The organism is Ruegeria sp. D1(2025) (assembly GCF_056536425.1).
Genome location: NZ_JBQFPO010000001.1, coordinates 64,906 through 78,399, shown reverse-complemented (window position 1 = coordinate 78,399; position 13,494 = coordinate 64,906). Strand labels below are relative to the sequence as shown.

The 13,494-nt window shown below is 58.8% G+C and carries 10 protein-coding genes and 1 tRNA gene; 5 read left to right on the top strand and 6 right to left on the bottom strand.

Annotation, left to right across the window (positions count from 1 at the left end):
- Positions 1–213: 213 nt before the first annotated feature.
- The 5 genes from ACR1XU_RS00435 to ACR1XU_RS00415 all read left to right on the top strand — a co-directional run bounded on the left by ACR1XU_RS00435 (position 214) and on the right by ACR1XU_RS00415 (position 6,216).
- Complete coding sequence (locus ACR1XU_RS00435) at positions 214–1,800, top strand: ABC transporter substrate-binding protein (RefSeq protein WP_480908669.1); 1,587 nt, start codon at positions 214–216, stop codon at positions 1,798–1,800.
- 15 nt (positions 1,801–1,815) lie between these two features.
- A complete protein-coding gene (locus ACR1XU_RS00430) occupies positions 1,816–2,772 on the top strand; it encodes an ABC transporter permease (RefSeq protein ID WP_170609824.1) in 957 nt (318 codons plus the stop codon).
- On the top strand, positions 2,772–3,587 hold the full coding sequence (locus ACR1XU_RS00425; RefSeq protein WP_170610901.1) for an ABC transporter permease: 816 nt from the start codon (positions 2,772–2,774) through the stop codon (positions 3,585–3,587). Before ACR1XU_RS00430 ends, ACR1XU_RS00425 begins: the two co-directional genes overlap by 1 nt.
- Positions 3,584–5,221 carry an ABC transporter ATP-binding protein gene (locus tag ACR1XU_RS00420; RefSeq protein WP_170682045.1) on the top strand — a complete coding sequence of 546 codons (1,638 nt, stop codon included), beginning with the start codon at positions 3,584–3,586 and terminating at the stop codon, positions 5,219–5,221. The genes ACR1XU_RS00425 and ACR1XU_RS00420 overlap by 4 nt, the downstream gene beginning before the upstream one ends.
- A 158-nt stretch (positions 5,222–5,379) precedes the next feature.
- Positions 5,380–6,216, top strand: coding sequence for an alkaline phosphatase family protein (locus ACR1XU_RS00415; RefSeq protein WP_480908668.1), 837 nt, complete (start codon positions 5,380–5,382; stop codon positions 6,214–6,216).
- Between the two features lie 9 nt (positions 6,217–6,225).
- Here ACR1XU_RS00415 and ACR1XU_RS00410 read toward each other — a convergent pair whose 3' ends face one another.
- The 6 genes from ACR1XU_RS00410 to ACR1XU_RS00385 form a co-directional block, all read right to left on the bottom strand.
- The gene (locus tag ACR1XU_RS00410) at positions 6,226–7,149 is read right to left on the bottom strand and encodes an alpha/beta hydrolase (protein WP_480908667.1); all 924 of its coding nucleotides are present in this window, start codon (positions 7,147–7,149) and stop codon (positions 6,226–6,228) included.
- Between the two features lie 13 nt (positions 7,150–7,162).
- Complete coding sequence (locus ACR1XU_RS00405; RefSeq protein ID WP_170682048.1) at positions 7,163–9,052, bottom strand: acyl-CoA synthetase; 1,890 nt, start codon at positions 9,050–9,052, stop codon at positions 7,163–7,165.
- Positions 9,053–9,208: 156 nt separating this feature from the next.
- Positions 9,209–11,029, bottom strand: a complete 1,821-nt coding sequence (locus tag ACR1XU_RS00400) for an ABC transporter transmembrane domain-containing protein (RefSeq protein WP_480908665.1) — start codon at positions 11,027–11,029, stop codon at positions 9,209–9,211.
- A gap of 129 nt (positions 11,030–11,158) precedes the next feature.
- Positions 11,159–11,233 (bottom strand) — tRNA-Gly (locus ACR1XU_RS00395).
- A gap of 76 nt (positions 11,234–11,309) precedes the next feature.
- Positions 11,310–12,452, bottom strand: a complete 1,143-nt coding sequence (gene nagA, locus ACR1XU_RS00390; protein ID WP_480908664.1) for an N-acetylglucosamine-6-phosphate deacetylase — start codon at positions 12,450–12,452, stop codon at positions 11,310–11,312.
- Complete coding sequence (locus ACR1XU_RS00385; RefSeq protein WP_480908663.1) at positions 12,449–13,477, bottom strand: SIS domain-containing protein; 1,029 nt, start codon at positions 13,475–13,477, stop codon at positions 12,449–12,451. The genes nagA and ACR1XU_RS00385 overlap by 4 nt, the downstream gene beginning before the upstream one ends.
- Positions 13,478–13,494: the final 17 nt, after the last annotated feature.

Sequence of the window (13,494 nt, the reverse complement as noted above, 5' to 3'; positions counted from 1 at the left end):
GACGCCTGGATCGCGATATAGTATTGAAGGACAAGTAATCTGGTCGCGTTCCCTCTGGATGAGCGGCCTTCGAGACACAACATTTTTAGGCTGGGACGGCATTTCTTGAAATTTTAGTTCTTGTCGCCTGCTCTAAAATGCGCGAACTTTGACTCGTGCGTCAATAAAAAGCCCAGAAAGGGCCTGCAACTCTACCAACCGGGAGATTCTTGAATGAACGAACAACTCACTCACATGACCAAACAGGTTACAGCCGGCAAGCTGACCCGTCGCGAATTCATGGGGAAAGCAGCGGCATTGGGTGTAACTGCGGCAATGGCCAGCACCATGTTTGCAGATGCCGCGCGTGCGGCAGGCCCGAAAAAGGGCGGTGATCTGAAGTTCGGCCTGCAGGGCGGCGAATCCACGAACTCGCTTGACCCGGCAACCTATGCAAGTTCGGTTCCGTTCCAGAACGGCAAGCAATTCGGAGACCAGCTGGTCGAAGTCGCGCCGGACGGCACGATCGAACCGCGTCTGGCCGAAAGCGTTGAAGGCAGCGCAGATGCCAAGGTCTGGACTTTCAAGCTGCGTCAGGGTGTCGAATTCCACAACGGCAAGACAATGACCAGCGAAGACGTGCTGAAGACCATGCAGCGTCATTCGAACGAAGATTCGAAGTCGGGTGCTCTGGGCATCATGAAGGGCATCGAGTCGATGAAGGCCGATGGCGACAACTTCCAGGTCACGTTGAGCGAGCCGAATGCGGACCTGCCCTATCTGATGGCCGACTACCATCTGATCATTCAGCCGGATGGCGGCATGGACAACCCTGGTGCGGGTATTGGTACCGGCCCTTACAAGCTGGAAGTGGACGAACCGGGTGTCCGTCACCTGTTCACCAAAAATGAAAACCATTGGAACAGCGATTTCGGCAACTTTGACAGCGTCGAAGTCGTTGTTATCAACGATGCAACCGCACGGACGGCTGCGCTGCAATCCGGCCAGGTCCATGCGGTCAACCGTGTTGAACCCAAGGTTGCCGACCTGCTGGGCCGCGCACCGAACCTGACGGTGCACTCGACTGCTGGTCGCGGACATTATGTCTTCATCATGCATTGCGACACGGCGCCGTTTGACAACAACGAACTGCGCACCGCGCTGAAATACGCCATCAACCGCGAGGAACTGGTGGACAAAGTGCTGCGCGGCTATGGCTCGATCGGAAATGACATGCCGATCAACGCAGCCTACCCGCTGTTTGACGAGACCATCGAACAGCGCGAATTCAGTGTTGAAAAAGCTGCTGAGCACTACAGGAAGTCTGGCCATGACGGCTCGCCGATCGTTCTGCGTGTCGCTGACGGTGCCTTCCCGGGTGCTGTGGACGCTGCTGCGCTGTTCCAGCAAACCGCTTCGCAGGCGGGTATTCCGCTGGAAATCAAGCGTGAACCCAACGATGGATACTGGTCCGAGGTTTGGAACGTTCAGCCGTTCTGTGCGTCGTACTGGGGTGGCCGTCCGGTTCAGGATCAGATGTACTCGACCGCATATCTTTCCAGCGCCGACTGGAACGACACGCGGTTCAAGGTTCAGGCGTTCGACGATCTGCTGTTCGCGGCGCGCGCGGAACTGGACGCCGAGAAGCGCAAGGGCATCTATAGCCAGATGGGTCAAATGGTCCGCAACGAAGGCGGCCTGATCTGTCCGATGTTCAACGACTTTGTCGAAGGCGTGAGCAACCAGCTGGACGGCTGGGAATCTGACCCGACTCAGGAGATGATGAACGGCAACATGTCCCGCAAAATGTGGTTCGTCTGATACGGGCTACGGATAATGCACCCCATCATCAAACTGGTTTCCCAGCGCCTTGCGCTGGGAATCCTTTTGCTGTTCGGCGCTTCGGCCCTGATTTTCGGCCTAACCGAAGCCCTTCCCGGAGACGCCGCGCAAGCCGTCCTGGGGCAGTCCGCAACGCCTGAAGCCCTGGCCAACCTTCGTGAGGAGATGGGCCTGAACCGCCCTGCCCTGACACGCTATTTCGAATGGCTGGGAGGTATCGTTCAGGGTGATCTTGGCCAGTCACTCACCAACAAGCTCGATATTGCCGAGAGCATTGGAAAACGACTTGGGAACACTCTGTTTCTGGCGTGTGTTGCCGCAATCGTGTCCGTCCCGCTTGCGATCTTTCTGGGGCTGCTTGCCGTCCGGTACCGTAACCGCTGGCCAGATAAACTGATTTCCGCAGTGACCCTGACGACAGTTTCCATCCCGGAGTTCCTTATCGGCTACGTTGTCATCTACTATATTTCGGTCAAGCTGGGATGGTTTTCATCACTAGCGATGATTAATGATTCCATGTCCTTCGGGCAAAAGCTGAACGCAATTGCGCTGCCGGCCTTCGTTCTGACGCTGGTGGTATTGGCGCAAATGATGCGCATGACGCGTGCGGCCATTCTGAACCTGATGCAGTCGGCCTATATCGAAACCGCAGAACTGAAGGGTTTGAGCACGTTTCAGGTCATTGCCCGACACGCTTTTCCCAACGCGATTTCGCCGATTGTCAACGTCGTGATGCTGAACCTCGCCTATCTGGTTGTGGGTGTCGTCGTCGTCGAGGTTGTGTTCGTCTATCCCGGCATGGGGCAGTATCTTGTGGACGCCGTGACCAAGCGTGACGTGCCCGTTGTTCTGGCCTGCGGCGTGGTGTTCGCGGCGGTCTATATCGGCCTGAACATGGTTGCGGATATCGTGTCGATCCTTGCCAACCCAAGACTGAGGCATCCGAAATGATAAAGAACATTCCTCTTTCGGCATTGATCGGCCTTATGTTCACCGGCGCGTATTTCTTTGTGGCCATTGCCGCCCCATTGATTGCGCCTTACGGAATGGCTGAAGTCGTCGGCGACGTTTGGGAGCCCGCCAGCGCCGAGCATCTGCTGGGCACCGACAATATCGGACGCGACCTGCTGACCCGGATGATCTATGGCGGTCGGACAACGATCTTCATCGCCGCCGCTGCGACACTGCTCAGTTTCATTACCGGCACGTCTCTGGGCCTGTTGGCTGCGGTTCTGGGCGGATGGGCCGATCAGGCGCTCAGCCGGACGGTTGATCTGGTCATGTCGATCCCTACCCTGATCCTGGCGCTGGTCATTCTGGCAATCGTTCCGGTAACCGTTCCGATCCTGATCCTGGTGATGGGCCTGCTGGACGCAACGCGACCCTATCGCCTGTCACGCTCTGTCGCCGTGGACATCAACGTCATGGACTATGTCGAAGCCGCCAAACTGCGCGGTGAAGGCCGGGGCTGGATCATCTTTCGGGAAATCCTGCCGAACGCTCTGTCGCCTTTGGTGGCCGAGTTCGGATTGCGTTTCATCTTTATGGTTCTGTTCATCTCGACCCTGTCGTTCCTGGGTCTTGGCGTCCAGCCGCCGCTGGCGGACTGGGGCGGCATCGTGAAAGAGAACAAAGATGGCATCGTCTATGGCATCGGCGCGGCGCTTTACCCTGCTGTCGCTATCGCGACGCTGGCCATCTCGGTCAACCTAGTGGCTGACTGGATTCTGAACCGTACCACATCGCTGAAAGGAGGCCGGGGATGAGTGATACCCTTCTCAAGGTCCGCGACCTCAAAATCGGCGCGACTGTCTACCCGCCGGGCGAAAAGCCTCATGACATCGAAATCGTGCACGGGGTCAGCTTTGACCTCGCGCCCGGCAAGGTGCTGGGCCTGATCGGTGAATCCGGCGCCGGTAAATCCACCATCGGACTGGCGTCGATGGCCTATGGCCGGGGCGGTGTGAAAATCACCGGTGGCGAGGTCTGGGTAAACGGACGAGACATTCTGAAAGCGTCGCATGGCGATATCCGTAAGTTGCGGGGGGGTGAGGTCACATACGTGTCTCAGTCCGCCGCTGCCTCGTTCAACCCGGCCAAAAAGATCATGGATCAGGTGGTCGAGGCCGCAGTCGAACAGAAAAAGTTCTCGCGGAAAGTGGCCGAAGGCCGCGCACGGGAGCTGTTTGCCAAGCTGGGTCTGCCTGACCCGGACAATATTGGCGAACGCTACCCGCACCAGGTCTCGGGCGGCCAGTTGCAACGCTGCATGACAGCACTGGCGTTGTGTCCCGAGCCCGATCTGGTGGTGTTCGACGAACCCACCACGGCGCTGGACGTTACCACGCAGATCGACGTTCTGATGGCCATCAAGGAAGCCATTGCCGATACCGGCGTTGCCGCGCTCTACATTACGCACGACCTTGCTGTTGTTGCGCAGGTGAGCGACGACATTATGGTTTTGCGAATGGGCAACACTGTCGAATACGGCAATACCGATCAGATCATCAACAACCCGCAAGAAGAGTACACCAAGGCGCTGGTCTCGGTCCGGTCCATCGAACACGAAGAAAAGAAGCCCACACCCGAAGCGGTGCTGAGCGTCGACGGCATCACCGCGCGCTACAAGGGGCTGAATTTCGACGTGCTGCACAACGTCAATGTCGAGCTTCATCCGGGGCAGACTTTGGCGGTCGTGGGGGAATCCGGTTCGGGTAAATCGACGCTTGCACGGGTGATCACTGGCCTGCTGCCGCCCCGCGACGGAGAGATCACCTTTGCCGGTCGCAAGCTGTCGCCCGACTTAAAGGGGCGTTCCCGCGAGGACCTGCGCGAGTTGCAGATGATCTATCAGATGGCCGACGTGGCGATGAACCCCCGTCAAACGGTTGGCACGATCATCGGCCGCCCGCTGGAGTTCTACTTCAACATGCGCGGCGCGGAAAAGCGCAAGCGGATCATCGAATTGCTGGATGAGATCGAACTGGGCGAGAAGTTCATCGACCGCTACCCGGCGGAACTGTCCGGTGGTCAGAAACAGCGTGTGTGTATCGCACGCTCGCTGGCGGCCAAGCCCAAGATGATCATCTGTGACGAGGTGACCTCGGCGCTCGACCCGCTGGTTGCGGACGGCATCCTCAAGCTGCTGCTGGACCTGCAGAAGATCGAGGACGTGGCCTATCTGTTCATCACCCACGATCTGGCAACTGTGCGCGCGATCTCGGATTCGATTGCCGTAATGTACCAGGGCCGCGTGGTCCGGTACGGTCCGAAATCCGAGGTTCTGAGCCCGCCGTTCGACGACTATACCGACCTGCTGCTCAGCTCGGTCCCCGAGATGCATCTGGGCTGGCTGGAAGAGGTCGTCGCCCACCGCAAGATGGAAAGTGCCGGGAACTGATCCCTGCCCTTTCCGTGACTTTTCGGTGAAAATCTGAAATCCCGACACCTTGTTCAATGACAGGTGTCGGGATTTTGCCATTGGGGGCGCGAACGGGCAGAACCCTGACCGCGAATCCCCTAGGGTCGCCTGAAATATTCAATCAAAAGGCCAATGACATGGACCGCAAACTACTCCTCATCATTCTGGACGGTGTTCCGTGGCGCAATTTCCGGCGACTGTTCGGCAACCTTGAAGGCTGGGTCGAAAATGGCGAGGCACGGGTCTGGAAACTGCGCGCGGTTCTGCCATCCACATCGGCCAGTTGCTATGCGTCTATCCATACCGGAGTGACACCGCAGGAGCACGGCTGCACGGGCAACGGAAACGTGTTCCGGCTAAGCAACAAGGACGTCTTCAGCCAGGTCCGTGAGGCTGGTGGCGTGACCGGGGCTGTGACCCACAGCTATTGGTCGCAATTCTTCAATCGGCACCCGTTCGATTACGTCCGCGACATCGAATATGATGAGCCTGAGAGCATGACGATCAACCACGGCCGGTTCTACACCATGACCGGCTACGGCAAAGCCAATCAGATGACGCCGTCCGACGTAGACCTATATGCCACTCTGACCAGCCTCTGCCTGCGTCACGGGCTGGATTACGGGCTGCTTCACGCCTGTACACTGGACAGCATGGGACACCGCTTCTACCACGATTGCGAAGAGATGGATCACGCCTGTTTCGTCGCGGACGAAATGCTGGCCCCGTTCATCCCACGTTGGCGGCAACTGGGCTACGAGGTCATCGTGACTGCCGATCACGGTCAGGATGAACGCGGCCACCACGGTGGACGCAGCCCGCTGCAACAAGAAACGGCGTTGTATTACTTTGGGGACGCAAAGGGGCCTGAAGCCGATCAGGTGATCGACCAGCTACAGCTTGCCCCGACAATCCTTTCCCGTCTGGGCGCCCCCATCGCCGACACGATGAAGGCTAAAGCGTTTCTGAAATAAGGCAGGGGATCAGTCGTAAGACCAGATGCCCTGCCCCAGCGCCTCGATGGCGACGGAAATTCGTTCAAAGCTGGCTGCTGCGCGCGTGACAGATGTTCGGGCGCGCAGATAGCCGTGAACCAGACCAGGTTCGTTGATCCAACAAGCCTGCCCGCCAGCGGCGATGATCCTTTCACAATATTCTGACCCGTCATCCCGCAAGGGGTCGCAATCAGCGGTTACGACAACGGTTGGTGGGAGCCCTGAAAAGTCAGAATCGTGCAAAGGCGCAAAAGTCGGATCATGATCCGGCACGGAACCGCCGCAGCGGACTTTTTCATAGAACGTCACTTCTTCCTGAGTCAAAAGCGGGGCATGCGCATGTTCGAGATAGGACCCCTTTGAGTTGTCCCCACCAAGAGCCGGATAAATCAGGACCTGCCCCAGAACGTCGTCCAGTCGCCCGCGCGCATAATGCGCAACCGCTGCCGCCAGATTGCCCCCGGCGCTGTCGCCGGCCAGTACCATGGGATCGCCGAACTCCTGCGCAGCCCAGGTGACCGCAGTCCAGCTGTCCTGAAACTGCGCCGGGTGCACATGTTCGGGGCAAAGCCGATAGTCGACGGCGACAACGTGGTATCCGGTTTGCGCGCAGATTTCGGCACAGACGTCATCGTGGCTTTCAAGGCCCCCCACGACAAATCCGCCGCCGTGAAAATAAACCACGGTGCGGGTGGGATATCCGGCTGTATAGACCCGGACAGGCACACCGTTGGCGGACCTGTCCTGCGTATTTACGCCCGGCGGCCGGGGTTGACGAAAGTCCCGACACATCGCGTCATAGACGCGGCGCTGATCGTCAATCGACAACTCAACGGCATCTTCGGGATAGCTTTCAGCCGTTCGTCTTATGAACGCCCAGGTTTCTTCATCGATCAGACGTTCATAATCCATTGTCCCTCCGCGGTCAGGCTGCCCATTCCCATGGCCGAGTGAACGATCCCAGCACTTTGGAAACATCGTCCTCGGATGAGCCGTTCGCGTCAAGCTGTGCGACGAGCCCGCGCTTTTTGTCGTCGATCACGGAAACCACGCGCGCGTCGACGCCCGCCTTCTCGAGCGCACCATTGTAGATTCGGGTAATCGCCTGTTTTCGAAGTTCGGGCTTAAAGACCTTGCCAACCGCCGTTTTTGGCAATTCGTCCAGAATTGTCATATGCTTGGGCTGCGCTGCACGCTCGTGAACGTGAACCTTGCAGTATTCCAACAGTTCTTCTTCGGTCACGCTGGCCCCGTCGACCAGTTCCACGAAAGCGCACGGCACCTCGCCCGAATGCGCGTCCGGCTGTCCGATTGCGCCGGCAAAGGCGACCGCCTCGTGCCCCAGCAGTGCTTCTTCGATCTCGGCCGGATCGATGTTGTGGCCGCCGCGAATAATCAGGTCCTTGGCACGACCGGTGATCCACAGATACCCGTCCTCGTCAAACCGCCCCAGGTCACCCGTCCGAAGATACTTGTCGAAATGATAGAGGTTAACGTTCTTGTCCACTTCGGTATAGGTATTGCCCGCGTAGACACCGGGGTTCGAAACACAGATTTCCCCAATCTCGTCTGCGTTGCATTCCGTCGGGCCATCCGGCCCGTCGCGCAGAATTTTGACGTCGGTGTATGGGAACGGAATACCGATCGAGCCGATCTTCTTCTCGCCATCCACCGGATTGCACGAAACAAGGCAGGTTGCTTCGGTCAGGCCATAACCTTCGACAATTGTAACGCCGGTCGCTTCCTCGAACCGGCGGAACAGCTCCACCGGCAAAGGGGCCGAACCCGAAAAGGCGGTTTTCACGCTTGAGATATCAGCATCCACTGGGCGCTGCATCTTGGCGGAAATCGCGGTGGGTACGGTGATGATAAAGGTAACTTTCCAGCGTTCGATCAGTTTCCAGAAATTGTCGAACACTCCGTCGCCCCGATACCCTGCAGGCGTCGGGAAAATCACATGTGCGCCAGAGGACACCGCCGCCATCATGATCACATGCACAGCAAAGACATGGAACATGGGCAACGGGCACATGATGACGTCGTTTTCATCGAACAACAGCGTGTTGCCCAGCCAGCCATTGTAAATCAGACCGGAATATTTGTGCTGCGCGACCTTTGGCATACCGGTTGTCCCTCCGGTATGGAAGAAACAGGCGACGCGGTCTTCCTTGCTGTCTTCAAAGGTCAGCGTTGTCGGCTGTTTGGCCAGCTCTTGTCCGAAATCCTTGTAGTCCGCATGGGCAAGGTGTTCCTTGTCGCCCATTTTGGGACGCAGGAACGGCACCAGCCACGATTTCGGAGGCGTGAGATAGCGGTTCAGATCAATTTCGAGAATGGTGTTGACGCTTGGCGCGTGCCGTACGGCTTCTTCCACTTTCTGCGCGACATCCGCCTTAGGGAATGACTTCAACGTGACGACAACCTTGGCACCTGTCTCCCGCAGGATGGCCGCGATCTGCTCCGGCTCCAGCAACGGGTTGATCGGATTCACGATACCCGCGACCGCCCCACCCATCAGAGTGACCAGCGTTTCGTTACAGTTGGGCAGCACATAGGCCACCACGTCCTTTTCCCCGATGCCAAGCGAACGGAACAGATTGGCCGCCTGATTAACCTTGCCCAGCAGTTCTGACCAGGTCAGGGTCTCCGCCTTGTCCTTCGGGCCAGACAACAACTGAAAGCTGATTGCCTTGTGGTTGGGAAAACGCCCGGCCGTACGCGACAGCAACTGATGGAAGGTAACCGGAACGTCGCGGTCCTCCCACGGCATCTCCTGCTCCATTCTCGCCTTGTCTTCCAATCCCACAAAGGCCATGTGGCTCCTCCCTTATCTCTCCCACGTCACGCGCGGGTTTGCTTTGCATGCAAGGATGCGGCCAAAACCGAGCGTTATCAAGCAACGGCTTATCGAGAGATACAGAAGATTTGTAGAATTACGCCACGGCGAAATCGGAATTGCCCATACGTCAGGCTATTCCGCAGCGACGCCATCCGTGAATTGCAGGCGCGCCAAACGTGCATAGAGGCCATCCTGCGCCACCAGATCCTCATGCGTGCCCTGCGCCACGATCCGGCCGCTTTCGAGCACAACGATGCGATCGGCCTTTTTAACTGTGGCCAGACGGTGCGCAACGATCAGCGTGGTCCGCCCTGCGCGCATCTGATCCACCGCGCCCTGCACCGCCCGTTCGCTTTCGGCATCCAGTGCCGAGGTCGCCTCGTCCAGCAGCAGAACCGGCGCGTCCCGCAGGATTGCGCGAGCGATCGCGATACGCTGTTTCTGTCCGCCAGACAGCATGACGCCTCGCTCGCCGACAAAGCTGTCATAGCCTTCCGGCAGCGCCAAGATGAAGTCATGTGCGGCGGCGGCACGTGCAGCGGTCTCAACCTCGGCATCGGTTGCGTCAAGACGGCCAAAACGGATGTTTTCCCGCGCAGAGGCCGCAAAGATCACCGGATCCTGAGGCACCAACGCCATGTGCTGGCGGAAATCGGCACGGCTCAGATCGCGCAGGTTCACCCGGTCGAGGCTGACATAACCTCCGTCAGGGTCATAGAACCGCTGGATCATCTGGATCACGGTTGTCTTGCCTGCCCCGGACGGACCAACGAAAGCAACCGTTTCGCCCGGCTTGACCTGCAACGTCAGGTGGTCCAGCGCCACGATGTCCGGACGCGCCGGATAGCGGAAAGTCACGTCTTCGAACCGGATTTCGCCCCGTACAGGCTGTGGCAGTGTATGGCCCTGCGCCGGATCGATCACGGTGTCTTCGGCGTTCAGCAGTTCAACCAGCCGTTCGGTTGCCCCTGCGGCGCGCTGAAGCTCGCTCCAGATTTCCGACAGCGCGGCGACCGAGCCTGCCATGATGATCGAATAGATCACGAACTGGATCAGAACGCCTTCGGTCATGACCCCGTTCCGCACATCATTTGCACCCATCCACAACACGCCGACGATGCCTGAAAACACAAGGAAGATAACGATGACGGTCAACACCGCACGGGTCTGAATTCGGCGCAGCGAAACCACGTACGAGGTCTCGGTCATGTCACCGAACTGCTTGCGGCTGGCGTCTTCGTGGGTAAAGGCCTGCACGGTTTGAACGGCGCCCAGCGCCTCACCCGCATTGCCTGACGAAGCGGCGATCCAGTCCTGATTCTCGCGGCTGATCACGCGCAGGCGGCGGCCCAGAACGAGGATCGGAACGACCACGATCGGGATCAGCAGCAAAACCATGCCGGTCAGCTTGGCCGAGGTCAGCAGCATCAGCACCAGACCACCGAAAAACAACAGCATGTTGCGCAGCGCAATCGAGACCGACGACCCCAACACAGATTGAATCAAGGTTGTGTCTGTGGTGATGCGGCTCAGAACTTCGCCGGTCATGATACGTTCATAAAATTCCGGGCTCATGCCGATCACACGGTCAAACACTGCCTTGCGGATATCGGCAACCACACGCTCACCCAGCCGCGTCACCAGAGCGTAGCGAACCCCGGTTCCGACCGCCAACACCGCCGCGATGCCCAGTGCGGCCAGAAAATACCAATCGAGCAGCTCACCGTCTTCGATGCGGAAATTGTCCACCACCCGACGCACCGCCAGCGGCAGTGTCAGCGTCATGCTCGCGGTCAGCACCAACGCCAGAGTGGCCCCGATCATCAGCAACCGATACGGCTTCATGAACGGCCAGAGAGACGTCAGTACCCCAACCTTTCTCGATCCCTTACGCTCTTCGCTGGCACCGGGGGCCGGTGTTGTTGCTGGACTGGCGGTCGTGCTTCTTGCCATGTCTGGCCCTTGTGTCTTGATCGGGTTTGAGTGACCGCTTTCTTGGCGGCAGTGACCGGCAGGGTCAAGCCGCATGGCAAAATCAGCGGTCCACATGGGCCATTTGACGCAGAGTTTTCGGGGCTGATCTGGAGCGGGCGGCGGGAATCGAACCCGCTTCATCAGCTTGGAAGGCTGAGGTAATAGCCAGTATACGACGCCCGCTCAGCAGGTGGCGGTTTAAGCGATGCATCTGACCGCGTCAAGCGCAGTTCGCCGGGTGGAAATCAAAAAACCTGCCTCAGGCAGAGGGCAGGCTTTTGGACAACCACGTGCAGGATTTCAGGTCAGAAGATATCCGGATCAATGTGTCCGCCTGCAAGGGCGCAGGCGGCAACCCGATCATCCGTGCAGGTGTTGTTGTCGCGGCCACAAGAGCGTCCTGCAAGGGCACACCGACCTGTTCAACCAGGGTTCTGACAGCGGTCGTCAAATCCAGATCGGCGCCAGCCAAAGTTCCATCGCCAAGGGTCAGCCGCCCATCTGTGCGCGTAATGCGACGCCCCTCCAGTTTGAATTCGGTTTGATCCGTTCCGGCCACAGCCATTGCATCACTGACAAGAAAGATCCGGCCGGGTCCGGTTTTGGCGGCCCAGGCGGTCCGCATCACTTCGGGATGCACGTGGATACCGTCGGCGATCAGACCTGCAGACAAACCACCATTGGCCAAAGCTGTGCCAACAAGGCCAGGTTCACGATTGCCCATCTGGCTCATCGCGTTGAACAGATGAGTGACGCAAGATGCCCCAGCTTTGGCATAGCGCTGGCAGGTTTCGAAATCCGCATCGCTATGGCCCAGCGACACTAGTGCGCCGACCTGCTTGAGTTCCATGACCTGTTCCAGTGTCACTGCCTCGGGGGCGAGCGTCACTTTCAGGCTTGGCAGCAACTCGGCGGCCCTGATCAGCGCATCAAGGTCCGCATCCCCCATGGACCGGATCAAAGAAGCGTCATGCGCCCCTTTTCGGGCAACCGACAGGTGCGGCCCTTCCAGATGCAGGCCGGCAATGCCGGGAACACCTTTCCGAATCGCCTGAACAGCGGCCTCGATAGCTGCCGCCGTCTTCTCTGCCGTGTCGGTGATCAGCGTCGGCAACAGATACGAAACGCCCAGCCGCTTGTGTGCCGCAGCTATCCGGCCAAGGGTTTCGACGGAGGGGTCGTCATTGAACATCACCCCGTCCCCGCCGTTGACCTGAAGGTCGACATATCCGGGGCTCAGGATATCTCCGCCCAGATCAACGATGACCCCTTCACCGGATGCGTCCGATTCGCGCCCAAGAATAGTCAGGTTCCCATCGACGAGCCGCACCGGCCGATCGCTCAGCAACTGCGTACCGTCAAATATTGTTCCGTTTCTGAATGTTATTGCGCTGGCGCTCATACCGTCTCGGTCACTTTCTTCAGGTGTCGCGGGGTATCGGGATCAATTCCGCGATTGTCAGCTACAGCTTCGACCATGCCATAAAAGGCCGTGATCGCCGTTATCGGATCTGTCAGCCAGTGATCGGTGCGCACAACCGGCAAGGGTTTGGCCCGTTTGACCTTGTCCGTCGCTGCAAACACGGTCGCTCCTTTTTCAGCCAATGCATCGGCGGCTTCGGCCGCATTTTGCTCGGCGGCGTCGCGGGCGGCAAACACAATCGTTGGAAACCCCTCGTCGACAATGGAGACAGGCCCATGCAGCACTTCGGCGGCCGAGTAGCTTTCGGCGTGGATCTGGCAAGTTTCCTTGATCTTGAGGGCGGCTTCGTTGGAGATCGCCAGCGAGGGTCCGCGGCCAAGAGTAAACAGTGATCGCCCGTCGATGGCCGCGGCTGCGGCAGACCAGTCACATCGAGCGGCGTCGGCCAGGTGACCTGGCAGTGCGTGAATGGCGTGCAACAGCGCCGCATCACCCTTGATCTCGGCCAACAGCCACAGCCCGGCAACAAGCGATGTTACAAATGTCTTGGTGGCCGCCACGCTCAGCTCGGGGCCCGCGTGGATCGGCAATACCGCGTCCGCCACCTCGGCCAGGCGCGATTCTGTGTTGTTGGTGATCGCCATCGTAAGCGCGCCTGACGCCTTGAGCGATCGGGTCATTCCGACGATATCCGGGCTTTGACCCGACTGGGAGACCGACAGGCACAGTGTTCCGTCTGCCTTCAGATCAACGCCATAAATTGAGCTGACGGAAGGTCCGACCGAGGCCACCGGCAAACCCAGCAGCAACTCGCTGGCGTATTTCAGATAGGTGCAGACATGATCGGACGAACCGCGCGCCACTGACACCAGAAAACGCGGATCGGCATCGCGCGCCAGTTGGGCCGCCGTCTGAATCTGGGCCGCGCCCTGAGACAGCAGCCGTTCGACCGCGTCGGGGATTTCCAGAATCTCCCGGCGCATTTTTGTGGTTTCTGCGGACATAAGAGTACCGGCCTTTC